The sequence below is a fragment of the Micromonospora sp. NPDC049102 genome (assembly GCF_043197485.1).
Taxonomy (GTDB): domain Bacteria; phylum Actinomycetota; class Actinomycetes; order Mycobacteriales; family Micromonosporaceae; genus Micromonospora.
In genome coordinates this window covers 16,648-40,042 of sequence record NZ_JBICTE010000047.1, presented here as the reverse complement: position 1 = coordinate 40,042, position 23,395 = coordinate 16,648, and the positions used below count along the sequence as shown (strand labels likewise).

Sequence of the window (23,395 nt, the reverse complement as noted above, 5' to 3'; positions counted from 1 at the left end):
CCAGCCGGGGACGCATGCCCGTCAGAGGTGAAGAATCCTGTCGTAGTCTTCGTCGTACCAGCCGTCGGTGTTGTGCTTCTGGATGGTCCCCGCGATGCGCGTCAGCAGAAGTACGTCGCCGTTGAGGGTCAGGGCGGCGTCCTCGGCCCTGCCGGTGAGGATCCTGGCCACGGTCGCCAGCATGTGGGCCTTGCCCGTGTCGACCAGAGTGTCCTTGCGCATGTAGAAGCTGACGTCGACGTAGGTCTCCGGCTCCCATTCCCACAGAGCGCCACCGTCGTCCTCGGCACTACAGTAGCCGTGCCTTCCGCCAGTGATGTCCACGACGTACCCGCAATCGTCGTTCAGGTCGGCGCTGAGCATCCTGCCGCCGGACGCCGTGGACGTCTCGACCGCTCCGGGAGCAGCAAGTTCCGCCACCTGCTCCAGTGGAATGTCGCCCGCCAGCGTCAACCGGTACTCGACAGCCATCTGCACCCCTTCATCAGTCTCGCCGGATGATCTGAATAATCGCACCGTCGCGCGTTACCGCCGCCAGTTCCTTCAACCCTGCTACGGGCCAGTCGTCGAACTGCTTGCGCAGGGCGGCGACGTCGCCCCGCCAGTCGTGGAGGTTCAACATCACGCGTTGGGTCTGCTCCGCGTCGACCTTCCTGGACACCGCGCTCCAGACGGCGCGGGCCGGCACAGGAGCAGTGGGCGCGTAGCAGTCGAAGACATGCCCCTCGATGAGGAAGTCGGGTGCCTTTTCCGGCCTCCCAGAATCCCCGGTTTCGAGTCGCGCGTCCGCGACCTCCTGCCTCGTGGGGTTCTGGTGAACCCGGTACCCCTTGCCGGCGACCCTGTCGGCACACTCGTTCTCCAACTCCAGGGCACGCCGCTCCCGCGGCTTCTCGTTCGCGGAAATCCGGGTTCGACGTCCGGTAGGCGACCCGCCGACGACGCCGGTGGGACGCCTGGTCCACGGGTTTGACGCGTCAGTATCCGTAGAGACAGTTCCGCCCAGGGTGGGGGTCGTCGGGGATGGGCTGCCGGTGGTAGCAGGGGCGGGGCTGGCCGGTGGATGACCGCCAGCCCCCGTCAGTTTCCCGACGACCCCAACTGCCGGGCCTGCGCGATCGCCCCTTCGACGGCCTGCCGGGCCCCGCCGGTGCGCGCAACGACCAGCACCAGGACCTGCTTGATGGCCTCCAACGCCTGCAACAGCGGCCCAGGCTGCCCGCCCTGCAGGACCACGGCGACGAGTTGCTGCGCCTCACCGACTCCGGTGATGACCCCGGCCGCCGCCTCACGAGCAGCGTCCACCGCGCTCAGCACGGGCGCCAACCCGGCGATCGTCTCCTGCGGGGTGGCCTCGTTCGGCACCGCCGCGGTCGCCTTCGTCGCCTCACCGATCGAACCGGCAAGACTTCCCAGGCCGCCCTGGATGCCCGTGATCGCGTTACGCACCCGCGCCACACCCGCCGCCACGGCGACGAAGCCCGCACCCGCGGCCCGCAACGCCACCTCCTGCGCCTGACTGTCCGCGGCGGCTGCCAACCCCTGCGCGCGTTCGACCCCGGTCATCAACGCGCGGAGTTCACCGGTGATCGTCTCGATCTGCGACACGTGGCCGGCACCCCAATCGATGAGAGCGAAAGTGCTGGACAGCTGAACCTACCGGGCTCCTTGTGAGGCCACCAGACATCGGCGAGGCGGTCGGCACCGCACAGCCACCGCGATGCGAGTAGTCGCACGAGCGGCTTCCGGTCCAGATTCCAACTCGTGGGGTGGGGTCTGTGGCTGTCGTGTCCGGCTGTCGACGTGTCAGCATCGACGGAACGGCGGTGCGGGTGTTCGCGTCGGGAGGATCGGTGGGTAATCGCAAGCGCAGTGGCCGCCGGCAGCGGCGGGAGCCGATCCGCCGGATGATCCCGCCCACCCGCGTGCCCGGCAGCCGGCGCCCTCACCGCCCGGACGAGACGGCGCTGATGCCGAAATTTGAGTACAGCCCAATGTTCGGACCGCTCGTCGACGCGCCGGTGGAGATGGTGCCGCTGCTCGCGGTCCTAGCCGTTCTACACCAGGCGCAGAGCGGCATGCCGGTGGGCACCTGTGTCCCGACGAGTCATCAGGTCAGTGGGGCGCTGCGGCACCTTGGCTTCGAGGCCGAGGCGGTCGCCGCGTACGCCTCGCTGTACCGGGTGAACGACACGTTTACCGAGGTGTCCGAGGTCGGCGTGTGGAAACGACCGCCGGTCGTCCATGCCGATGGCACCACGAATGGCCACATGGTTGTTTGGACGCCGTCGTTCGCGCAGCTCGTGGACGCCACCCTGGTGCAGGACCCGCTTCTGCTGGCCGCCGCCCAGGTTGATCCGGTCTACTCGACGCCGGTGTTCGTCGAGGTTCCCACCGACCGGAGGGAGTTCTTCGCGGCTCGGCCCGTCGCCTGGCTCGACGATCACCTGTACGCGTCCTGGGTCCTGCTGCCGGAGTGGACCCGGCTGATGGACCCGGTTCTGGCAGGGGAGGCCAGCACGGTCGTGGAAGTCGGCGCACTCGGTCTGGCCACCGATGCGCTCCGCCTCATCGCGGCCGTCGCGGAGGAGCGGGATCTGAGCGCGATGCTGGTCCAGTGCCCGCGGCTCGGGGCGCTGCTCCGAGGTGAACACCAGCTACCGGAGTTGCCAGTCGAGCCACCGCCGCATCTTGCTTCAGGGGTGTAGAACGTTCCGACCGGCCTGCATCCGCACCCGGGTCTCGCGGTCGCCTCACAACGCATGGCGGGATATTGGTATGACGGCATTGCCAATGATCAGGCAATGCCGCTGGCGCACTTCGGTCCCATAGCCGCGCATTGCCACCTCGCGATGTACACCCGATCACGAAAAAAGTTTGGCCAGGAGAGCACCCTGGCCAGCCTGCAGGATATGCGCAGCCTTCAACGGTATCCAGAAACACTCGAGGTGGGTGGGTTCCTGGGTACCGTCGTGGTCTTCCTGACTAGCCCACCGCTCGGGCGCCGGCCCTACGAGTTCCAACTGAAAGACGTGACGGTACTGAATCTCGAACCGGAGCGGTGTGATGTCGTACTCAACCTCCCCCAGCTTGCGGACAACGCGAAAGCCCATCAGCCCGGTCTCCTCGCGGGCCTCGCGCAGCGCTGCGTCCTCCGGCGCCTCACCTACACGAACGGTGCCGCCGGGCACCTCGACGCCCACCTGCTCATAGCTGTAGTCGGTGTGACGGAAGACGAGCAACCGCCCCTCTCGCACCACGTAGCAGAGAACCTTATCCACCACGACCTTCGCCACCATAGGATCTCCCGTATTGGCATTAGCAAAACAAGGGCAGCCCGCGGAAATTGCGCCCTAGCCGCACGGCTCCCGACAATCGGCAACAGGGTGTAACTCATGGACAGGCTATTGGACTCCTATGGATACACCAGGCGCGCAGGCCACGAGTCCATCGGCGATGAATATCGCCTATCCCGCCAACGGTGCGGGGCGGGCATTGGTCGACCATGACATCGCCGTGGGCGCCATTCCCGTCAGCGGACGATGACGAGGTTGGCCATGTCTACCACCGGCCGGTAGCCAAGCGCGGCGTAGATTTTGTTCGAGGTCGGGTTTGCTTGATCGGTGTTCAGGCACACCCGCGCACCGTCGGCCTGGATCCGCCGGGAAACCTCGGCAACCGCGTTGCTGGCCCATCCACGCCCGCGCTGGGCTGGGCTGGTGGCGTGTACACCGGGCCGATGCGCGCGACCCCGAACGATGGGGGGTTGGCACCGGTTAGGTGCACTCGCTCTCCAGTCCCCTCGACCCAGAACCACAGATGCCCGGCCCGCAGCCGGCGCAGCAATTCCGCACGGTCGGGCAGCTCATGTGCGCTGGTACCGCGTCGGCGGCCCGCCTGTTCGTCAGCGTCGCCCACGAACTCGCCGAACCACTTCATGACCAGCTCGACGTCCTTCTCGACCGCTAGCTCCAGGCTGCCAGGCACTGCCGCCGGATGAGCCAGCTCGCCGAGCTCGTGCAGCCGCGTGTGCTGGTTGACCTGGACCCTGCCCCCGCCGAGCCGGGTCAACTCGGCGGCGCACAGCGCAACGGCAGGAACGGCCCCGTTGACCGCAAGGACCTCCTCCCCGCGCTCGTGCAGAGCGTAGGCCAAGGCCACGGCTGCCTCGTCGGGCATCGGCAGCAGGAACGGCGGATAGGGTGCGAACGGCGCTGCTCGCATACCGGCACCGACGACCGTGCCGGATACACCCCTAACCACCAACCACCAATTGCGGTCGGGCTGCGCGATTCCATCGGATTGCTGCGCCAGCAGCCGGTGCGCGACGGTGGTCACGGCCGTGCTGACTACCGGGTCGGCGGCCAGATGGTCGCCAGCTACCGCGAGGAACTCGGTCGGGGTCGTGCAGAACTGCAGGCGCGGCGCGGCTACCGAGGTTGCGCTCATCTGCGCAACCTAACCGTCGCCACGGGCCATGGGCACGGGGTTTTCTGCGTCATGAAGGGGACACGCCCCTCCTTGCTCAACCGATGTACGGCGTTGCCCGTTCGTTGAGGGCGTGGTCGATACGCAGCCGCATCGAGGGGTGGATGTCCAAGTGGTTGAGCTGGGCGGGGTTCACCCAGCGGACCTGACGCGACTCGCTGGAGGTCGTCAGTTCCCCGCCGACGGGTCGGGCCGTGAAGCAGATCGAGAACTGCTGGCGTACTTCACCATCGTCGTAGGCCATCACGTGGTGGGGGTTGCTGTAAATCCCGACCAGGCCGATGACCTCCACCTCGATGCCGGTCTCCTCGCGCACCTCCCGCACCACCGTGTCGGAGATCGACTCGCCGATGTCGTGGCCACCGCCGGGTAGCGCCCACAGGTTGTTGTCGGTGCGTTGGATCATCAACAGCTCACCGCGTTGGTTACGCACTGCCGCCACAACCGACGGCACCACGCTGTTGGCAACTGGCGCACTGGGGTCGTTGAAGTAGTCACGGCGCGCCATCCGTCATCTCCCGTCGAATGCGGCTACCAGCGTATCTATACCTAGTGAGCTCCGCCTACAGCCGACGGGTGGTGTCCGTCGTGGACCGACTTACCGCACAATCATCTTCCGAACGCCGTACGCGTCCCACCATGAGGGCCGGTGTTCGCGTAGTTCTCCCGCGTCTCGTGTCAGGAGGAGCCAGTTGCCGTTGAGCACGAGTGCGGCATCCTCCTGCCGGCTGGCGAGAACACGGCTGACGGCTGACACCATGGTGGGGACCACGTTCTCGGGTGGGTCGTTCTTGCGCAGGTCGAAGGCGATGTTGGTGTACGTGTCGGGTTCCCATTCCCATTGGGTGCCGTCGTCGTCTTCGGCGTCGAAGTAGCCGTTGCTGCCCGCGTAGATGGTGACCGTATAACCGAGTTCCTCTCTGAGGTCGGCGCTGAGGAGCCGGGGGTAGTTGGGCTGTGTCGACTCCTCGACGTCGTGCGGGGCGACGAGGGGAGCGAGGTCTTCCAGGGGGATGTCGCCGGCCAGGGTCAGTCGGTACTCGATGCCCACGTGCTGCCTGCCTTCTCAGTCTCGTCGGACGATCTGAATGATCGCACCACTTCGGGTTACCGCTGCCAGTTCCTTGAGCTGCGGGACCGGCCAGTGGTCGAACTGCTTCTGCAGGGCGGTGATGTCGCCGCGCCAGTCCTGCAGGTTCAGCACCACCCGTTGGGTCTGCTGTCTCGCCACCTTCTGCGACACCTCCGTCCACACCCCGCGTACCGCCTTGCCGGGGGTGGGCGCGTAGCAGTCGAAGACGTGGCCCTCGATGAGGTAGTCGGGTTCCTTGTCGGGCTTGCCCACGTCGCCGGTGCTCTGGCGCGCGTCAGCGATCTCCCGCCGCGTCGGGTTCTGGTGCACGCGGTAGCCGTCGTGAGCGAGGGTGTCGGCGCACTCGTTCTCCAACTCCAGTGAACGCCGTACCGCGTCGTCCTCGCGCGGTGGGATCCTGGTCTGTGGTCCGGTTGGTGAACCGCCGGGAACGCCTGTGGGCGGCCTCCTCCAGCGGGTGAAGGCCGACCCGAGAAGGTCGGGGTCCTCCCTGGCGGGTGTGGTTGCGGTTGTACTGCCGTGGGTGTCGGGGGAAGGGCTGGCCGGGGAGAGTCCGCCAGCCCCCGTCAGTTTCCCGCTGATCCCAGCTGTCGTGCTTCGGCTGCTGCCGCGTCGACGAACTGCCGGGCGGTGCCGGTACGCTGAACGATGAGCACCATGGCCTGCTTGACGCCGTCCAGGGCCTGCAACAGGGGTCCCGGCTGCCCACCGAGTAGGACGGCCGTGACGAGTTGTTGCGCCTCGCCGACCTGACTGATCACTGCGGTCGCCGCGTCGCGGGCGCCGTCGACCGCGCTCTGCACCGGCGCGAGCCCGGAGATCGTCTCCTGCGGTGTGCCTTGGCGGGGCACCGCCGCGGTGGCCTGCGCCGCCTGCCCGATCGACGCGGAGAGGCGGCCCAGACCAGCCTGAATTTCACCGATCGCGCTGCTGACTCGGACCATGCCGGCAGCCACTGCGGCGAAGCCAGCGCCCGCGGCACGAACTCCGACCTCCTGCGCCTGGGTGCCGGCTGCGGCGGTGAGGCCGCGAGCTCTGTCGACGCCGGCTGTCAGGGCACGCAGTTCGGCGTCAACCTTCTCGATGCTCGACACGTGGAGCGGGTCTCCAATCGGCGACGATGTTGCTTGATCACTTACCCGTGGTGCGATCGTGTCGTGGCCAGCCTGTGGTCGTCGTTGGACCTTGTCTACGCCGTGGTGGCCGCGGGTTTGCGGGACCGTTCGGCCTTACGGCGGAGTTGGGTGTAGACGCCGGTGAGGCCCATCGCCTTGCGGGCCTCGAACACCGTCTGCTGCACCACGCGACGGGTACGTTCCGTGCCCGCCACGATCAGCTCGTCCACCAGGCCCTTGTCGGTCTCGTAGCGGGCGCGTCGTTCGCGCATGGGGTCGAGGAACGCGTTCAGCGCGGTGGCGAGCTTCTCCTTGACCTCGACGTCGCCGACCTTGCCCTCGCGGTAGCGGCCCTTGAGGTCGTCAACCTCGGCCCGGTTGGGGTTGAACACGTCGTGGTACTGAAACACCGGGTTGCCTTCAACCGTGCCGGGCACGTCCGCGCGGATCCGGTTCGGGTCGGTGTACATGCCCATGACCTTGCGACGCACCTCGGCCGACTCGTCGGAGAGGGCGATGGCGTTGCCCAGGCTCTTGCTCATCTTGGCCCGGCCGTCGGTGCCGACCAGGGTGGACGTCTCGGCACTGACCAGCTCGGGGACGGGGAAGACCTCGCCGTAGAGGTGGTTGAAACGGCGGGCAATCTCCCTGGTGACCTCGACGTGCGCGGCATTGTCCTTACCGACGGGCACCACGTGGGCCTTGACGCAGAGGATGTCGGCGGCCTGCAACACCGGGTAACCAAGCAGGCCGTACGGCATCTCCTCCTTCCCGGCGTCACGGGCCATGTCCTTGAGCGAGGGCACCCGCTCCAGGCGCGGCACAGTGACCAGATTCTGGAAGAGGGTGTTGAGGTCCCCGACCTCCTGGATCGCCGACTGGAGGTAGAAGGTGGCGGCGTCCGGGTCGATCCCGGCGGCGAGGGAGTCGATCACCATGTCCCGCGCGTTCTGGGTCGCCCTCGCGATGTCGTCGCCGGTGTTCTTGGTGGTCAGCATGTGCAGGTCGGCGATAATGAAGAAGCTCTCGTACCTCCGGTGCAGCTTCACCCGGTTGGCGATGCTGCCGACGTAGTGGCCAAGGTGCAGTTTCCCGGTGGGGCGGTCACCGGTGAGCATCCGCTGAGCGGTCATGACGATGGGGCCTTTCACAGCGTGACGGGTCGACGAAGGTCGCGTACCGACGGGGGGCGATGGTCGCCACGTCGGTCAGAAGAGCTGGATCATCGCCGGAAGTCGCCATCGTGAGCCGTCACGGAACCGCAGCCCGCAGGCCCGGAGCAGAGCGAGGACCTGGCCACGCCGATGCCCGAGATCGGTGCGAGGACACCTCACGGCCGGATGGGTGTGGTCAGCCCTGGCACCGAATGTGACGTGCGCCTTGAACGGCGACCGGCGCACCACCGTGTCGTCGCGCTCCTGAACGAGCCGCGGCGTCAGCGGGAACGGGTGTGCCATGGACTCACCGTAGACCTCTCCGGTGATCAGCATCGTTCCGTCTTGATCGTCGAGGCGCTCCCGAAAGCCGGTCGAGATGTCACGGAGGGAGAACAGCGGACCGTGGTTCCTGGTCGAAAGTCAGCGAAGATGATCATCACGATGGCGACTTTTCGATCATGCTTCTCGCGGCCACGAGCGCACTTGGTACGCGGGCGGCAAGCCGCTCGGCCTGCTCGATGTCGGTTGCGCCTGTCCGGCGGTAGTCGTCGTAGTGGCGCAGGAGCGATTTAAACTCGTCGTCGGACCCGCCGCGCAGAGCCTCGACCACGTCAGGAAGCCACAGGCCAACCTCTGGCGCTCGGCTTGCGACGAGCAGCCGACCCGCACTCGACAGGACAGACAACACCCGGCGTGCGGCATCCTCGCGTTCCGATTCTGCGCGACGTCTCTCGGCCAGACGGGCGACGGCGAACTCATGCAGTAAGGCAAGGTCATCAGCGAGGTCGGCTTGTTCTGGAGCGGTGGCGAGGGTAGGGGCGGCACCTGCGATCACGGCGGTGTCGAGCCCTACGCGGCGCAGCACCATCCGCATCTTCATGTCGTAGAGCGGACCGAGGCGACCAGCATCGCCCCCGTGGCTGTCGGCGAGGTGCAGTTGCGCGCGAGAACCGTGGCGTCGGGCCGCTTCACTGACGATCTCGTGCAGCGACGTGGCAGCGGCCGACGTGGGGGGCAGGTTCCATGCGATCAAGTCAACACCGCTCCAGCCCTCCACGAAGTCTCCCCGCGCGGCGGATCCGCACATGCCCACCCCGGCATCCGGATGCCCGGCGATGACGGCCTCGGCCTCTGCCGCCACCTGGTCGACCAGATAACTGAGCTTCCGACTGAACGGCAGAGGATGAGCGGCACGCCAGGTGATGACGGCAACGGCGCGATCCAGCACCTGCTGGAACTGGGGGTGGCTGGCGGCCTGCCGGGCCGCGGAAGCCTCGATCCAGCGGGCCCGGACGAAGCCTTCCTCCCGGGCCGGCGTCGTGACGGTGGTGGATGTCGTGAAGAGGAACCAGTCGACGACCTTTGCCGCTGGCATGCCGTCGTTGTCGGTGAACGTGTAGGCCTCCCGCCCGAGATACGCGCTGTAGCGTGTACTGGTGAGGCCAGCCTCCTCGGCTACCTCCCTCCTGGCTGCCTGAAGTGGCGCCTCGCCCGGCTCCAGCCGGCCTTTCGGGGCGACGGTCTGTCGTTCACCGGTCTTGCGGACCTGATCGAGGAGCAGGATTCGTGGAGAGCTGAGGTCGTCGGTCACGACAACGGCACCGGCGGAGGCAGATCGACGAGTCATGGCTGGACGCCTCCTGAGGATGTCTGCGGGGCCTGGAACGCGTCGCGGAGACGAGCCCTGGAAGGTGATGATGTCGGCAGCGTCGGCGACCCGATGATCGGTCGCCCGACTTCAGGTCGACGCGTGGCACTGCAGACAGGCCCGCTAACTTCGGTCATCTCTGCATCTGCGAACAGGTGCCGGGTGTCGTTGTGACTGGTCAAGGTCCATCGCCAACCAGCGGAGGGTCGGGTCCAGGAGAGCGGTTGCTGCACCCAGGTCGTGACGCTCGCGTGGTACGCCGCGACAGCCGCGGTGGCCCGACCGGCGATGGGCACGGCCAGGAAGTGGTGGAAGGCGGCATCGATGGTTTCGCCGTGGCCGACGATGAGGACACGCTCACCTACATGCAGGGCCGTGATCTCACCGATGGCGACGCTGGACCGATGCAGGTAGTCCCGCCAGGTTTCGCCGCCGGCTGCGAGCGGACGGTCCGCATCGAGAGCAGGGATGTCCCCGTACTCGGCGACGACGTCGGTCCACGGCCGGCCGTCGGCGGTACCGTAGTCCTGCTCGGCGAGGTCTGCGACGGTCTCGGCGTCCAAGCTGAGGTACGCGCCGATGATCGCGGCGCTTTCCTGGGCTCGGCGCAGCGGCGTGGTGTAGATGGCGTGAATTGGGCGCTCGTGGTGCTCTTGACCGAGTCGTTGGGCTAGTCGTTCGATCTGGCGTCGGCCGCGGTCGGTGAGTCCGCGACACCCTTGCGGGCCTCCGACGATCTGTTCGCGGTTGCAGTGGGCCTCGCCATGGCGGGCGATGATCAGTTCAGCGGGAAGTGTCATGTTCGCTGGTCCCGTTCTCAGCGTCTGATGAGGGTGTCGTAGAACCGAAGGCACTGGGCGGCGTGGTGGACGGCGCTGAAGCGGCGGGCGTGGCACCGGGCAGCGCTGGCCAGGGTCTTGCGGTGTTGCACATCGTGGATCAAGCGATCGATCGCGTCGGCCAACGAGTGGGGATTCGCGGGCTCCATGACCATTCCGGCGTCGCCGATCAGTTCGGCCATGTTGACAACGTCCGTTGCGAGGACGGGCACACCGTGGGCGAGGTAGTCGGCGATGGCACCGCTGCCCTGGAAGGTCGGCTGGCCGCGGTAGGGGAAGATTCCGAAGTCCGTCGCCGTGACGAGCGCCAACCGGGCGGCGGCGTCGAGGTACGTCGGCACGATACGCAGCTGTGTTGATCCGTGCGTGGTGCCCTTGACCTCGGCGGCGAGATCCAGTCCTGCCTGTGATGGGTCGTTCCAAAGCGGGCCGGCTACGATCATGCGGCCGGGTTCTTTCGTCCGCTTACATGCGGCGATGAGGTTCTCGGTGTCTTTCCAGGGGGCTGCGTAGCCGTAGAGGCTGCCAAGCGGCCGGGGGTCCGAGGGTTCCAGGGCTGCGGCAAGATCCTTCGGGTATCTCGGCGAGGTGCCCGATGGGATGGTGGTTGGCAGCCAGGAGACAAGGCGTGGTGCGTCGGGCCCGGCGAGGGTCTCGAGGCGCTCGGCTCCGTAGGCGCCGAAGCATACGAAGGCGTCCATCCCGGCGACTCCCCTGTTCACCGCCTCGCGCAGGTCCGGCTCGGGGACGTGGTCGGTGAACAGGGTCCAGTCGAGGCTGTGTAGGTGGTAGACGGCCGGAGGTCGGCGGGCCGGCCACAACTGAGGTAGCAGTTGTTCGACGTCGAGGTTCCCGAAGTGGACAGAGAGCAGATCGTAGGCGTTCACGTCGACGTCGGCGAGCATGCCCTCGGCCTCCTGGCGGACGCGCTCGACCGTCCAGAATCGGTCCTGCTCCTTGTCGTAGGGCACGCCCGACGATCCGAGGCGGTCGACCTGCACGCCGAGGAATCGCAGCGCGGCGGTGAAGACGTCGAGGTAGGGCGGGATGCTTCCGCCGGTGTGGTGTGGGCCGATCAGCAGGATTCGCACGGCTCACCTGCCGACGAGCGCTCGGTAGAGCCGAAGGCTTTCGGCCGCGTTGGCTGCCCAGTCGAAGTGGTCGGGAAGGCGGCCGGCCGGGCGTTCGGCCTGGGTCAGGATGTCCTCGAGGTGATCGAGGTCGCGGTATGTGTAACCGCCACTGGCGGCGAGCAGCTCGGGCGCGGTGCCGAGGTGCTCTGGCAGCAGGACCGGGGTGCCACAGGCGAGCGCTTCGGCGATGGCGAGGCCGAAGCCTTCCCAGCGCGACGTGGATAGCAGCCAGTCCGCCGCGCGGTAAAGGCCCGGAAGGTCGGTGTCGTCCAGATCTTGGAGGACGGTGAGTTCACTGCTGGCTGAGGTGACCGGCGCGAACGTTGGTGAGTGGCCGAGCAGCACGGAGATGGAGGCAATGTCCCGAAGCCGGGTCGCGGTGGTCTCGAGCACGTCCCAGCCCTTCATCGGCGTGATCTTCCCGACCCAGACGAGCCGGAGGCGTCCTGCCGGATCGGGCGACCACGGCGAAACTTTCTCTCCGGCCGCGAGGAGGTCGGGTATCGGTCTGCGGCCTGCGATGTGGCCGTCGGCCCGGAGGTCGATGTGGAAGCCGCTGGCGGGTGTGGTTGGCCTCCCAGGATGGAATCGTTCGCGGTCGACTCCGTTGGCCACCGCGAGTGGCAGAGGAATGCCGTACTCCGTCGCGAGATCCCGCGCCGCGTACTGGCTGACGGCGATCACCTGGTCGGCGGCCTGGACGAGTTGGTGTTCGTCGCGAGCGAGGTCGCCGGCGCCGAGGCGGGCGGCGCTGAACTCGCCGCGTACGAGGACGGGGGCCCGGTCCTCGCAAGGTCTGGCGAGATACCGCAGGGTCTCCGCCTCCCAGGTGGAACAGTCGACGACATCGGGCCTGACCGCGTCGAGGGCGTCGGCGACGGCATCGCGGTGCTGAACCAGGTCTTCGGTACGGGGAAGCGAGACGACGGTGACATCCTTCGCCTGCAAAGGATGGGGTGACTCCTGCGTGATCATGGTTACCGATGCGCCCAGTTCGGCCAGCTGCCGGGCCAGGGAGCGGTAGAGGGTGCAGATGCCGCCGCGGCTCACTTCGTGGAGGTCCCGGTGGACCAGGGCTACGTGGATCATGCTGACCTCGCCGCGGCGAGCCGTTGTAGGCGGGTACTGACCGAGGTCCAGGCGGCCTCGATGATCGGCAGACACCGCGTCCGGGCCGGGTCGTCCTCGGGCAGTTCGTGGTGCAGGCGCAGCTCGCGGGTCAGGACCACAGCGAGGTTGAGCGCGAATGCGGCCTCGATGCCCGTCTCACTCACGATCGCCTCGATACGCTCGCGGATCACTGGCGTACTCGCGCCGACCTGGGTGTGGAGCATCGCAAGGTCGAAGCCAGGAAGGAACAGCCCGGTGAACTCCCAGTCGACCAGCACCGCGGTGGTCTCGGCCTCGTCATCGCCGTCGGGCCGGCCGGCATTGAGAAGGATGTTGCTGGCCAGCGGGTCGCCGTGATTGAGCTGTGCCGGCACGTCGCAGCGGGCCAGCAGACTGTCCAGAGCCTCTCGCTGGCCCTCAGTGAGGTATCCCTTGGCCTGGTACCGAGCCACGCGCTCGGAGTAGTCGAAGGTCGGCGAGAGCCGGGCGGCGGGGTAGGTCCACTCGTTCAACGTGGTGATGCAGTCCAGGACGGCATCGACCTCCCGGGTATCGAGCTCTCGCTGGGGGTAGCGTTCGACCGCGAGGGGCGATGCGTCGACCCATTCCAGGACCAGCAGCCGGTCACGGTCGGTATGGAGCAGCCGAGGAACGCGGACCGGCGGGGTGGTGTCACCGAAGACCTCGTACACGTCCAGTTCGTGCCGCCACCTGGCCGCCCAGAACGGATCTGGGTCGATCAGATATTTCACCGCTGCCGGTTCGCCGCGGAACGAGCCTCGCGCCAGCAGGGTCTTGTCCGTGCGCCGTAGCACCGTGTCGATGGTCAGCCCGATCGTGGCTGCTGAGCCAGGCAGATCAGGCGGCGTGTGCGACATCGGCGGTCTCCTTAATCGAGTCGATGATCCGCTGGCGAAGGCCGGTCTCGGAGCGCTCCCCGTGCCAGACCGCGGCGATCTCTGCGACGCAGCGTTGAAAGTACTGGTCGCTGAGCGCATGACCGGCCGCCAGGCTCGCCAACGAGTGCCAGTACATGACGGCGATGTACAGCCGGAAGTGCTGCGCCTTGGGCGTGCGGGCCGGCCAGCGACACCACATCTGTTCGGTGAGGGTCCCGAAGTGGGCGAGGGCATGCCCATCGCCGACGGTCGCGCCGACCATGCTGGCCTCGCTCGCGATGCGGTGGTAGACGACGGTGGGCTCCGGGACGTGCACGAACCGGTAACGATGCTCGCGGGCCAGACGCAGCCACATGTCCCAGTCCTCAAGCGCGGGAAGGTCAGGGTCGAACCGGGCCGACTCCGGTGGGCGCCGAAGCACTGCGGTATGGACCGGCATGAAGTTGGCCACCGACAGCAGGTCCAGATCGAACGAGAATGTCGTGGGGGTGCTGAATGCCGGCGGGTTCGTGGGGTCGACGCGCGCTTCCTGGACGACGCACACCGTGTACGCGAGGTCGGCACCCCCCGTGCTCAGCGCTGCGAGGGCTGTACCGAGGTGGCTGGGCAGGAAGATGTCGTCGTCGTCGAGGAAGGCGAGGTAATCACCTCGTGCGACCTGAATGCCGACGTTGCGCGCTGCAGGAAGACCACCGTTCCGGTCCAGATCGATGAGGCGGACGACGAGGCCCTGCTCGCGGGCTGCGTTCGCGACCGTGCTCACGTCGCATCCGCCGTCATTGATGACGACTACCTCGACGGAGCCGGGTACGGCGCGCTGGGCGGCGACGCTGGCCAGGGCATGCCGCAGCGGGCCGGGTCGGTTGTATGTGGGGATTACGACGGTGACGAGGGGTTTCATGCCAGTCTCCGATTGGCGGCGAACTCCAGGATCGGGGCCGGATCACCGCGGTGAGTCCAGCGAACGACTGTCGACCGCTCGGCCAGGGCGGTGACGATGCGGCGGGCGTCAGCGAGGTACTCATCCCGGCCGCGCTCGGCCCGCGGAAGGTACCGCTGGTTGAGCGTCGGATCGAACATCCAATCGGTACGCACGTGAGCGAAAAGCTCCGTTACGGGATCCGCGACGGGTTCGGGTTCGCCAGCGTCGCCCGGCGAGTAGCTCGCCAAAACGATCAACGTCGTAGCCGGGGAGCAGCCGGGGCCGAGGTCTACCGTGATCGGGTTGTCGTGACCCAGACGGCGGTACGTGTAGAGCACGCGCCGATCGAGCGGATAGACCTCGGATCTCGGTGACGCACGATATGCATCGACGTCGAGCCCGTCACGATCCCACGGCTCCGGCAATGCGCCTTCGAGGTCCAGATACGTGCCGATTTTGAGCGGAATCAGCGTGGGAAGCGATGTCAACGTGAGGGTGCCCGAGGCATCAGGCCCGTACATGATCAGGTGGTCGTTGGACACATACCGCATCCCGTGCCGGAGAGCGGCCTTCAGAGCGAGGGTGGTCTTGCCGCTTCCCTTGTTGCCGACAACAACGATCCTGAGGGCATCATCAACGACCGCGGAGGCGTGCAACATCGTGTACCGCCGCTGCTCGCAGTGGTCGACCAGGACTTCCCGTACACACTTCCGGGCAGTGATCGAGAGACTCTCGGCGGCTTCGGCACGCAGATGGACCTTGTGGTCAGAGCGGTCTATCCGCCAGGAGACGCCCCACTGGTTGGTGCTCGCATCGGGTTCTGGCAAGCCAACCTGAGCGTCGACCGTCCAGACGTGGCCCGGCCAGGCGGCGCTGGTCACGGTGTAGAACTCGCCAAGATAGTCGAGGACCGATTTTTCATTCGAGGTCACCCGCACCTCGACCGGCCCGACCGCGAATCGACGCGTGTACCTCACGATGCCTCCTTGATCGAATCGCGCCGCCGCGCGGCCCGGACGGTGATCCGGACGCCTTCCGCGAGCGGGGTCGTCGGGTGCCAGCCGAGCAGGTCCCTCGCCCGCGAGATGTCCAGCGCCATGCGCCGCACCTCACCTGGCAGCGGATCGGCATGCCGTGGAGTTCCGGTGCCGGCTGCCTGAGCGACCCACCCAGCGATCTCACCGACGGTTGTCTCGACGCCCGAGGCGATGTTGATCAACCCGAGGCCGCCGGTGGTGCAGGCGGCGGTCACCGCCTCGGCAACGTCGGCGACGAACACGAAGTCTCGCGTTTGGTGGCCGTCGCCAAAGATTGCCAAGTCCGCGCCCGCCACCGCGGCCTGCGCCATCAGGCCGACGACGCCGCACGACGGGCCAACTTGGCGTGGCCCGTAGACGTTGCCCAGTACGAGCGCCGTGTAGTCGACGCTTCGATGATCTCGATACCAGTCGAGGTACTTCAGTGCCGTCGCCTTGCTCAGCCCGTACGGACTGGTCGGCGCCATCGGCGCGGTCTCCCCAACAGGCAGGGCACCGCCGTCCACCGTGCCGTAGATCGCGCTGGTGGCTGCGTACACGACGAGCCCTGTCCCTGCCGCTGCGCACGCATCCAGGACGTTCACCGTTCCGCGGATGTTGATGTCCGCATCAACGAGCGGCGACCGTGTCGAGGCTGGCAGGTTCGACTGCGCGGCGAGATGGACGACGATCTCCGGCAGCCACAGCCGTATAGCGTCGGCGGCCTCGGCCGACCGCACGTCACAGATCCGAATGTCCCCATCGGTTAGGCCGGCGCCGAGGCTGTTGTGCAGGTTGTCGAGCCGGCCCGTCGAAAGGTCGTCGATGACCTTGACGCTCGCGCCCTCAGCGAGCAACCGGGCGACCACGTGGCTGCCGATAAAGCCGGCGCCACCGGTCACGACGATCGTCGACTCGTTCAGCCCACCACCTGCGCCAAGCCGCAGAACGGGATCAACCATGCGCCCTCCTCAACTCCTTCGGTTCGCGTCACCTCGCCCCCGGTAGGTCCGGTTGGTCGGCCACGTTTGGAGTTTGGGCTTGTCGACAACATCAGGAAATTGACGCGACCCGTGGTCTGAGTCCACGGGCCTCGAACAACAAATCGGTGGGACCAGGTCACGCGAACTTCCATCGACATCCACTACCCTCTGGTCATCGCAGATCGACGACCAGTGGGGGGCGGGGTGGCTCGGCGCAAGACGTTCGACGTCACCGGCGTCTCGCTCCTGTTCTGGCGGCGCGATGACGTGCGGCTCGCGCTGGCCCGTCGTGAGATCGGGACCCTATTCAAGATCTATCTCGAAGCACACCCGGACTGCACCCAGACCCAACTCGCGCTCCTGACCAGCCACGACCGGTCCGACGTATCGAACTTCATTCGAGGAACGCGTGGCCCGCGCGTTACTGACATCGACGTGCTCGCCCGCGTCGCCGATGGGCTCCTCATGCCCGACGAATCCCGCGTGATGCTCGGCCTCGCCCCGGTCGATGTGGCCATCTCCGCGTTCACCGCACCGAAGCAGCGCGGTACCCCGATTGGCGACAAGGCCGCGGTGACAACCGGGTGGTTCCGGCCCACGCGATCCGAACAACCACTTCGCATCTCGATCTGCGGAAGCCGATCACCAGACGCGGACGACAAGGCAATCGAAGACTGCATCATCGCCGTGAGCCGATGGCTCATGAACCGCCACTTCGACGTCGACCATGGACCGCGAGGCGTCGGCATCGAGATCATGACCTACATCGCCAATCACTACCGCCCACCCAGCCTCGGTGCGGCGGTCGGCGTCTTCGGCCATCCGAACGTCGTCCGCAACGCCGACTACGTCCTCGTGTTCGGTGGCGGCCAGGGCACGCTGGACGAGATAGACCTTGCCATCTCCATGGAAAAGAAGATCATCCCTTACGGCGCCACGGGCGGAGCGGCCCGCAGCGCGCTCGACCGGATGCGGATCAATCTACGATTGCGCGAGTGGATCACGCAGGACCTATTCGACTCGCTGGACTCATGCGCCATCGCTGACGAGTTCATAGACCTCGTCGAGCGGATCATCGCCACAGACCGTAGGAGTGACATCCGTGAGTGACCGACCGTACGTCCTGCTCAAGTGCGCCATGTCCCTCGACGGCTACATCGACACGGCCGGCCCCACGCGACTCATCCTCTCCAACGAGCAGGACCTCGACCGGGTCGACGCGGTGCGGGCCGCCTGCGACGCGATCCTCGTCGGAGCCAACACCATCCGCCGAGACAACCCCCGGCTCATGGTGCGGTCCGAAGCCCGCCGCGAAGCCCGCACCGCCGCCGGAATTCCGGCCACGCCGGTCAAGGTCACGGTGAGCCGCGGGGGCGACCTCGATCCCACCGCGGCGTTCTTCACCAACGGCGACATCGAAAAGATCGTGTACTGCGAGACCAGCGCGATCGACAAACAGCGACACAACCTCGGATCCGTGGCGACGGTCGTTGACGGCGGCGACCCGCTCTCATTCCCGCGCGTATTGGCCGACCTCGCCGAGCGCGGCATCGGTCGGCTCCTGGTCGAAGGCGGCAGCAGCGTGCATACCGCACTGCTGGCGGCCGATCTCGCCGACGAGCTGCACCTTGTCGTGGCGCCCTTCTTCGTTGGCGAGGCCGACGCTCCTCGGTTCGTGAACCCGGGGTCATTCTCATGGACATCAACAAGCCGGGCCCGCCTTGCCGAGGTACGACAGGTCGGAGACGTCGTGTTCCATCGCTACGCCCTCTCCGACCGCTTCGCGTCGATCGGCTGAGTGCCATCCGTCGAGTGCGTCTCGCCGCCGTTGACTCCGGCTGATTACGTCAGAGCCGGGCAGCTTCCCGCGCTTGTCAATCGCCGGACCGACGTGTTGGGTCGAGGGCGTAGGCGAGTATGGGCGGGCGGGTGGAGCGGCCGTCGGCCAGACGGCTGCAGGCGTGGCGCTGTCCAGCAGCCCGGGTCTGAACGGGCATCACGGAGGCGTCGGCTCGCTGCGGTGGGCGGCGAGTACGGACCCGACAATGATCGCCGCGAGCCCGAGGATCGCAGCCATGCTGATCTGCTCGCGTAGGAAGGCCACGCCGAAGGCGACGGCGAAGGCGGGTGAGAGATAGAAGGCGAGCGCGGCGCGGGCAGGTCCGATCTGGGTGATGAGCTTGTAGAAGAGCGCGAGTGTCGCGCCCGTGCAGGCGATCCCGAGCACGAGCAGGGCCGCTGTCGCTTCCAAGCCGGGCAATCTGGTTGGAACCGTCGCCGAGGCGGGCACGGCCACGGCCACGGTGGTGACGAGCATGGCGGAGGTGGCGACACCGAGGGGCGGAGCCTCGGCGTACCTGCGATGTATCAGCATCGCGCCTGCGGCATAGCAGACCGCCGCGACGAGGATGAGCGCGCCGCCGAGCAGCGCCAGCCGACCTCCACGCAGGTCGACGCCGAAGAGCAAGACCAGGCCGACCAGGCCGAGGAGCACCCCGGTCAGGCCCTTCCAGCCTTGCGGGCGCTCGTCGGGTGCGAAGCGGAGGGCGAGGAGCGCGACGAACAGTGGCTGCGCACCGACGAGGATGCCGGCGACGCTCGCCGACACGTACTGCTGGCCGTAGGTGAGTAGCAGCAGCGGTGCTGTGGACTGCACCAGCACCGTCTCGATGATCGCCCGAGGGTTGCCCCAAACGAGCCGAAGCGCGTCCCGGCGTATCGCGAGGGGAAGCAGCAGAAGCGCGGCGAGTAGCACTCGGCCAAGGACGACGAGCGCTGGCGAGAAATCCCGCAGAGCGACGGTGATGAGCGGGTACACCGCGCCCCACAGGGCGGACAGGATGACCAGTTCGATCCAGGAGCGGCGGGTCACAGCGGGTCGGAGCGGGTCGACGTACGCACGGGCTCTAGTTAATCAGCACCTGCCGGTAGAGGCTCTGCACGCAGTCGAGGCCGGTCCAGGGCAGCAAGTCGACCAGGAGCTGCCGTAGGCGCTTGCGGTTGCGTTCGGATCCAGTCCGGCGCGCGAGGACGTCGGCCTGGGTGGCGGCGTGGCAGGCCTGCTCGATCTGGTTCATCTGCGTGTACGCGACCGCGAGGTCGATAAAGGTGCCGGAGCGCTCCCGTACGAAGTCAGCGGGCAGCAGGGTCAACGCTTCGTAGAGCGAGCGGGTCGCCTCGGTGGGGCGGCTGAGCCGGGTCAGGCATCGACCCTTGAGTCGGGCGGCGTGGCAGTCGGCGTTGAAGAAGCTCAGCCAGGCGGGCGTGTTGGCCGCGCTGACGCCGTCGAAGATCCGCTCAGCCTCGGCCAGGGCGGTCATTCCCCTGCGAGGCTCGTCAAGGAGGCCGTACGCCTCACCGATTGCCTCACTCAGCCAGGAGTTGACGGCGGCCGGCATGCCCTGCCCGCCGACATCACGGGCGGTGCCCAGCAGGCTGAGGGCGGTACGGCCGTCACCGCGGTGCAGGTGGATCTGGCTGAGAACACCGAGACCATACGAGTGCAGGGCTCGGTCGTTCGCCTTTTCGGCGAGCGAGATCGTGAGCCGGCAGAAGCCATGTGCCTGTTGGTAGCGCTGAGCGTCGATGGCGAGCCAAGCCGCGAGCTGGGCGGCGTCGCCTGCGGCGCGCAGTAGCCGGTGATGGGTGCTGGTGTCGGTGGTGCGGTTGCTGACCTCCAGCATGCGGTGCAGGTGAGCGCCGAGATCCGCGCTCACCCGGCCTGAGCCCTCCCGGTAGTCGAGATGTCGGTAGGTGTCGGTCAGGATCTCGAAGTCCTCGACGATCCGATCGGTGACCCGGGTCAGGACCGTGCCGGCGGGCAGCGGAACGCCGGTGCTGCGCTCGCCGGTTGACCGACCCGGGTGCGGCTCCGGTTCGCTCGCGCGCAGGGCCGCTGTGTCGAGGTGGCTGTGGTCCTCGCCGCCGAGCAGGTCGCCGGCCGCGCAACGGTAGAGAAACGCCAGCTTGTTCAGCGTGTCCAACGATGGTGCCCGGCCCGCTGGGCCCGGCCAGATCTCCCAGTACGAGATCTGTTTGGCGGTCTTCGGCGCGTCCGCGTCGGGCCACTGCTCGTTCCAGCGCCGCGCCACGTCGGCCTGCGTCAGGCCGTGCGCGAGGCGGAAGGCCACCCGCGGGTTGAAATGGTACCGCTTCCGCCAGTGCGAGGCGATCTGCCGGTACGTGCAGCCGCTGGCGCGAAGCTCGTCGGCCTCCTGCTGGTAGCTACGCGCGCTCCTCGCCATTCCCCCGCCTCCGCCTCCGGGCCGTCGTGGGTAGCACGTTAGCGATCACCATCGCTGTGACGGAAGCCATCCACCCGAGTACTCCCCGTGATCCGTGGAGTCCCGGTGAATTAGTGATCCCCACCAATCGGGGTCGATCTTTCCCGCTGCGGACGCGACCCTCGATCACGACACGGATCTCCTGCTCACGGGGGCATTGCCTGGCAGCACGCGATCCAGACCGGCCGGCGGCGCGGGCGCTGATGGCGTCGCACTCAAGCCGGTGGGCGCCCACCATCTGGCGCTGCGCCCGATCAATCGATGGGGGAAGAGAGGCTCGCTGATGTATGAGCAAGACGAGTTAGCCCGCTACGGCTACCGGCAGGAGTTGGCCCGGCGGTTGCGGTTCCGGGACCTGGTCGCGTACGGCCTCGTCTATATGGTGCCGATCGCGCCGATGGCGATCTTCGGCAGCGTGTACGCCGGCTCCGGCGGGATGGTGGCCTTGGCGTACGCGGTGGGTGTGGTGGCGTTGGTGTTCACCGCGTTCTCGTACGCGCAGATGGTGAAGGCGTTCCCGATGTCGGGCAGCGTCTACAACTACGCCGGCCGGGGCATCAGCGCGCCGGTCGGTTTCCTGGCCGGCTGGGTGATCCTGCTCGACTACGTTCTCGTGCCGGGTCTGCTGTACCTGGTGGCGTCGGTGGCGATGCACTCCACCGTGCCCGCGGTGCCGGTGTGGTTGTGGCTGCTCGGGTTCGTCGCGGTCAACACGGTCGTCAACTCGGTCGGCATCCGAATGACCGCGATGGTCACCCGGGTGATGCTCGTCGGCGAGCTGGTCGTCCTGGCGGTCTTCCTCGCGGTCGCCGGTTGGGCTCTTGCCTCGGGCAGGGGCCGGTTCAGTTGGGACGCCTTCTACAACTCCGACACGTTCACCTGGTCCCTCGTGGCCGGGGCGGTGTCGATCGCGGTGCTGTCCTTCCTCGGCTTCGACGGCATCAGCATGCTGGCCGAGGAAACCAAGGGCGGTTCCCGGCAGATCGGCCGTGCCATGGCCGCCGTTCTCATCCTGGCCGGGGTGCTGTTCATCGCCCAGACCTGGCTGGCCGCGATGCTCGTCCCGAACCCCGGCACCCTCCTCGCGGAGGGCGACCCGAATGGGACCACCTTCTACGATGCCGCCGCCGTAGCCGGTGGGGGTTGGTTGGCGACGTTATGCGCGGTCGCGACCGCGATCGCGTGGGGCCTGCCGAATTCGATGGTCGCGCAGGTCGCCACCTCACGCCTGCTGTACGCGATGGCCCGCGATCGGCAACTCCCGGCGTTTCTGGCGAAGGTGTCGATCCGCCGCAACGTGCCGATCAACGCCACTCTGCTCACCGGCGCCGTGTCCCTGGTACTCGGCCTCTACATGGCGACCCGCGCCGACGGGATCACGCTGCTGTCGTCGCTGATCAACTTCGGGGCGATGGTCGCCTTCCTCGTCCTGCACGTCTCCGTGGTCGTGCACCACCTCATCCGTACACGCAGCGGCAACTGGTGGGCACACCTGGTCATGCCCGGGATCGGGTTCGCGATCCTCGCCTACGTGGTGGTCAACGCCAACATCGCCGCGCAGCGCCTCGGCCTGGCCTGGCTCGCCCTCGGCATGGTCGTTCTCGCCGGCCTGTACCTGTCCGGCCGCCGGCCCGCCCTGTCGGGTCTGGCGCCCGCGCAGCCGCAGGCCCGCCACGTGGAACGGGTGTGACCGCCATGGACACGACCACCTACCGGCCCGCCCGCGACGAGCTCGCCTATACCTTCGGTGGGCGGATGCCGGTGGCCCACGTCCGCTCCGGCGACATCCTGCAGGTGCACACCGAGGACTGCTTCGGTGGTCTCGTGCGGGGGCCGGCGGACCTGCCGTCGCGGGTGTGCCGGATGCCGTACCTGAACCCGGTGTCCGGGCCGTTCTTCGTCGAGGACGCCGAACCCGGCGACACCCTCGCGATCCACCTCGCCTCGATCGTCCCCGCTCGGGACTGGGGTGTGTCCTCGACGTTCCCGCACTTCGGGGCACTGACCTCCACGTCCCACACCGCCACCCTGCAGCCGCCACTTGAGGAGCGGGTGTGGGTGTACGACATCGACCGGCAGGCCGGCACGGTCCGCTTCCACGCCACCGGCAGCGACCACACCGTCGACCTCCCCCTGGACCCGATGATCGGCACCATCGGTGTCGCCCCGGGTGGGTTCGAGGCCCGATCCACGATCGTCCCCGACATGCACGGCGGGAACCTGGACACCCCGGAACTGCGCGCCGGTGCCACTCTCTACCTGGGGGTGAACGTGCACGGGGCGATGCTCGCCCTCGGCGATGGGCACGCCCGCCAGGGCGAGGGCGAGGCCTGCGGCGTCGGGGTGGAGATCGCCACGACCACCACCCTGGCCATCGAGGTCATCAAGGGCACCGCAACGGCGTCGCCCCGGCTGGAGACCGACCGGGAGGTTATGTCGGTCGGCTGCGCCCGGCCGTTGGAGGACGCCTACCGGATCGCCCACCGCGACCTGGTCGGCTGGACGAGCGACCTCACTGGTCTGGAAATCCTGGACGCCTACCAGCTGGTGTCGCAGGCGGGGCGAGCGCCGATCGGCAACGTGTGCGACCCCAACTACACCGTCCTTGCCGCCGTCGACAAGGCGCTGCTACCGAGCCCGGCCGCCGCCTACAACGGGGTGCACGCCCGGTTGCGGCAGCGCGCGGCTGGGCGGGGATAGGCGGCCGGT

Annotated in this window: 27 protein-coding genes; 6 read left to right on the top strand and 21 right to left on the bottom strand. The window is 67.5% G+C overall.

Features of this window, described 5'->3' with window-relative positions; genetic code table 11:
* Nucleotides 1-21: 21 nt before the first annotated feature.
* From ACGFH9_RS29560 to ACGFH9_RS29550, 3 genes are all read right to left on the bottom strand, one after another.
* On the bottom strand, nucleotides 22-471 hold the full coding sequence (locus tag ACGFH9_RS29560; protein ID WP_393225739.1) for a SitI3 family protein: 450 nt from the start codon (nucleotides 469-471) through the stop codon (nucleotides 22-24).
* Nucleotides 472-484: 13 nt separating this feature from the next.
* Complete coding sequence (locus ACGFH9_RS29555; protein ID WP_393225748.1) at nucleotides 485-871, bottom strand: hypothetical protein; 387 nt, start codon at nucleotides 869-871, stop codon at nucleotides 485-487.
* A 209-nt stretch (nucleotides 872-1,080) separates the two neighbouring features.
* On the bottom strand, nucleotides 1,081-1,608 hold the full coding sequence (locus ACGFH9_RS29550) for a DUF6244 family protein (protein WP_393225736.1): 528 nt from the start codon (nucleotides 1,606-1,608) through the stop codon (nucleotides 1,081-1,083).
* Between the two features lie 245 nt (nucleotides 1,609-1,853).
* On the opposite strand from ACGFH9_RS29550, the gene ACGFH9_RS29545 reads away from it, so the two are divergent.
* Nucleotides 1,854-2,708: a hypothetical protein gene (locus tag ACGFH9_RS29545; protein ID WP_393225733.1), complete on the top strand. Its 855-nt coding sequence runs from the start codon at nucleotides 1,854-1,856 to the stop codon at nucleotides 2,706-2,708.
* A gap of 156 nt (nucleotides 2,709-2,864) precedes the next feature.
* Here the strand turns inward: ACGFH9_RS29545 and ACGFH9_RS29540 are convergent, their stop codons facing one another.
* Together ACGFH9_RS29540 and ACGFH9_RS29535 are read right to left on the bottom strand one after the other, a co-directional pair.
* Nucleotides 2,865-3,299, bottom strand: coding sequence for an NUDIX domain-containing protein (locus ACGFH9_RS29540; RefSeq protein WP_393225730.1), 435 nt, complete (start codon nucleotides 3,297-3,299; stop codon nucleotides 2,865-2,867).
* A gap of 233 nt (nucleotides 3,300-3,532) precedes the next feature.
* Complete coding sequence (locus ACGFH9_RS29535; RefSeq protein WP_393225728.1) at nucleotides 3,533-3,817, bottom strand: GNAT family N-acetyltransferase; 285 nt, start codon at nucleotides 3,815-3,817, stop codon at nucleotides 3,533-3,535.
* Nucleotides 3,818-3,996: 179 nt separating this feature from the next.
* Here ACGFH9_RS29535 and ACGFH9_RS29530 point away from each other — a divergent pair, with 179 nt between their 5' ends.
* Nucleotides 3,997-4,557 carry a hypothetical protein gene (locus ACGFH9_RS29530; protein ID WP_393225725.1) on the top strand — a complete coding sequence of 187 codons (561 nt, stop codon included), beginning with the start codon at nucleotides 3,997-3,999 and terminating at the stop codon, nucleotides 4,555-4,557.
* Here ACGFH9_RS29530 and ACGFH9_RS29525 read toward each other — a convergent pair.
* The 14 genes from ACGFH9_RS29525 to ACGFH9_RS29460 all read right to left on the bottom strand — a co-directional run bounded on the left by ACGFH9_RS29525 (nucleotide 4,526) and on the right by ACGFH9_RS29460 (nucleotide 16,382).
* On the bottom strand, nucleotides 4,526-4,996 hold the full coding sequence (locus ACGFH9_RS29525; RefSeq protein WP_393225722.1) for an NUDIX hydrolase: 471 nt from the start codon (nucleotides 4,994-4,996) through the stop codon (nucleotides 4,526-4,528). The two genes, ACGFH9_RS29530 and ACGFH9_RS29525, sit on opposite strands and share 32 nt — an antisense overlap.
* A gap of 90 nt (nucleotides 4,997-5,086) precedes the next feature.
* A complete protein-coding gene (locus tag ACGFH9_RS29520) occupies nucleotides 5,087-5,539 on the bottom strand; it encodes a SitI3 family protein (RefSeq protein WP_393225719.1) in 453 nt (150 codons plus the stop codon).
* Nucleotides 5,540-5,554: 15 nt separating this feature from the next.
* Nucleotides 5,555-5,941: a hypothetical protein gene (locus ACGFH9_RS29515; RefSeq protein WP_393225745.1), complete on the bottom strand. Its 387-nt coding sequence runs from the start codon at nucleotides 5,939-5,941 to the stop codon at nucleotides 5,555-5,557.
* A gap of 206 nt (nucleotides 5,942-6,147) precedes the next feature.
* Nucleotides 6,148-6,675, bottom strand: a complete 528-nt coding sequence (locus ACGFH9_RS29510) for a DUF6244 family protein (RefSeq protein ID WP_393225716.1) — start codon at nucleotides 6,673-6,675, stop codon at nucleotides 6,148-6,150.
* Between the two features lie 95 nt (nucleotides 6,676-6,770).
* Entirely contained in the window at nucleotides 6,771-7,829 is a 1,059-nt protein-coding gene (trpS, locus tag ACGFH9_RS29505) for a tryptophan--tRNA ligase (protein ID WP_393225713.1), read from the bottom strand.
* A 75-nt stretch (nucleotides 7,830-7,904) separates the two neighbouring features.
* A complete protein-coding gene (locus tag ACGFH9_RS29500; RefSeq protein WP_393225710.1) occupies nucleotides 7,905-8,153 on the bottom strand; it encodes a hypothetical protein in 249 nt (82 codons plus the stop codon).
* Between the two features lie 136 nt (nucleotides 8,154-8,289).
* Nucleotides 8,290-9,480, bottom strand: coding sequence for an NUDIX domain-containing protein (locus tag ACGFH9_RS29495; protein WP_393225707.1), 1,191 nt, complete (start codon nucleotides 9,478-9,480; stop codon nucleotides 8,290-8,292).
* The gene (locus tag ACGFH9_RS29490) at nucleotides 9,477-10,301 is read right to left on the bottom strand and encodes a histidine phosphatase family protein (RefSeq protein ID WP_393225704.1); all 825 of its coding nucleotides are present in this window, start codon (nucleotides 10,299-10,301) and stop codon (nucleotides 9,477-9,479) included. The genes ACGFH9_RS29495 and ACGFH9_RS29490 overlap by 4 nt, the downstream gene beginning before the upstream one ends.
* Nucleotides 10,302-10,318: 17 nt before the next feature.
* Nucleotides 10,319-11,431 (bottom strand): glycosyltransferase family 4 protein, encoded by a 1,113-nt coding sequence (locus ACGFH9_RS29485; RefSeq protein ID WP_393225701.1) that lies wholly within the window; start codon nucleotides 11,429-11,431, stop codon nucleotides 10,319-10,321.
* A gap of 3 nt (nucleotides 11,432-11,434) precedes the next feature.
* Entirely contained in the window at nucleotides 11,435-12,562 is a 1,128-nt protein-coding gene (locus ACGFH9_RS29480) for a glycosyltransferase family 4 protein (RefSeq protein WP_393225698.1), read from the bottom strand.
* On the bottom strand, nucleotides 12,559-13,461 hold the full coding sequence (locus tag ACGFH9_RS29475) for a phosphotransferase family protein (RefSeq protein WP_393225695.1): 903 nt from the start codon (nucleotides 13,459-13,461) through the stop codon (nucleotides 12,559-12,561). Before ACGFH9_RS29475 ends, ACGFH9_RS29480 begins: the two co-directional genes overlap by 4 nt.
* Complete coding sequence (locus ACGFH9_RS29470; RefSeq protein ID WP_393225693.1) at nucleotides 13,442-14,383, bottom strand: glycosyltransferase family 2 protein; 942 nt, start codon at nucleotides 14,381-14,383, stop codon at nucleotides 13,442-13,444. Before ACGFH9_RS29470 ends, ACGFH9_RS29475 begins: the two co-directional genes overlap by 20 nt.
* A complete protein-coding gene (locus tag ACGFH9_RS29465) occupies nucleotides 14,380-15,381 on the bottom strand; it encodes a hypothetical protein (RefSeq protein ID WP_393225690.1) in 1,002 nt (333 codons plus the stop codon). Before ACGFH9_RS29465 ends, ACGFH9_RS29470 begins: the two co-directional genes overlap by 4 nt.
* Nucleotides 15,378-16,382, bottom strand: coding sequence for an NAD-dependent epimerase/dehydratase family protein (locus ACGFH9_RS29460; RefSeq protein ID WP_393225687.1), 1,005 nt, complete (start codon nucleotides 16,380-16,382; stop codon nucleotides 15,378-15,380). Before ACGFH9_RS29460 ends, ACGFH9_RS29465 begins: the two co-directional genes overlap by 4 nt.
* 225 nt (nucleotides 16,383-16,607) lie before the next feature.
* Here ACGFH9_RS29460 and ACGFH9_RS29455 point away from each other — a divergent pair, with 225 nt between their 5' ends.
* Together ACGFH9_RS29455 and ACGFH9_RS29450 are read left to right on the top strand one after the other, a co-directional pair.
* Nucleotides 16,608-17,513 (top strand): hypothetical protein, encoded by a 906-nt coding sequence (locus tag ACGFH9_RS29455; RefSeq protein WP_393225684.1) that lies wholly within the window; start codon nucleotides 16,608-16,610, stop codon nucleotides 17,511-17,513.
* Nucleotides 17,506-18,201: a RibD family protein gene (locus ACGFH9_RS29450; RefSeq protein ID WP_393225681.1), complete on the top strand. Its 696-nt coding sequence runs from the start codon at nucleotides 17,506-17,508 to the stop codon at nucleotides 18,199-18,201. The genes ACGFH9_RS29455 and ACGFH9_RS29450 overlap by 8 nt, the downstream gene beginning before the upstream one ends.
* A gap of 198 nt (nucleotides 18,202-18,399) precedes the next feature.
* Here the strand turns inward: ACGFH9_RS29450 and ACGFH9_RS29445 are convergent, their stop codons facing one another.
* Nucleotides 18,400-19,275, bottom strand: coding sequence for a DMT family transporter (locus tag ACGFH9_RS29445; RefSeq protein ID WP_393225678.1), 876 nt, complete (start codon nucleotides 19,273-19,275; stop codon nucleotides 18,400-18,402).
* A 34-nt stretch (nucleotides 19,276-19,309) separates the two neighbouring features.
* Entirely contained in the window at nucleotides 19,310-20,647 is a 1,338-nt protein-coding gene (locus ACGFH9_RS29440) for a hypothetical protein (RefSeq protein ID WP_393225675.1), read from the bottom strand.
* Nucleotides 20,648-20,969: 322 nt separating this feature from the next.
* On the opposite strand from ACGFH9_RS29440, the gene ACGFH9_RS29435 reads away from it, so the two are divergent.
* Both ACGFH9_RS29435 and ACGFH9_RS29430 read left to right on the top strand, forming a co-directional pair.
* The gene (locus ACGFH9_RS29435; RefSeq protein ID WP_393225672.1) at nucleotides 20,970-22,376 is read left to right on the top strand and encodes an APC family permease; all 1,407 of its coding nucleotides are present in this window, start codon (nucleotides 20,970-20,972) and stop codon (nucleotides 22,374-22,376) included.
* Entirely contained in the window at nucleotides 22,373-23,386 is a 1,014-nt protein-coding gene (locus tag ACGFH9_RS29430) for an acetamidase/formamidase family protein (protein WP_393225669.1), read from the top strand. The genes ACGFH9_RS29435 and ACGFH9_RS29430 overlap by 4 nt, the downstream gene beginning before the upstream one ends.
* The last annotated feature ends 9 nt before the right edge of the window (nucleotides 23,387-23,395 follow it).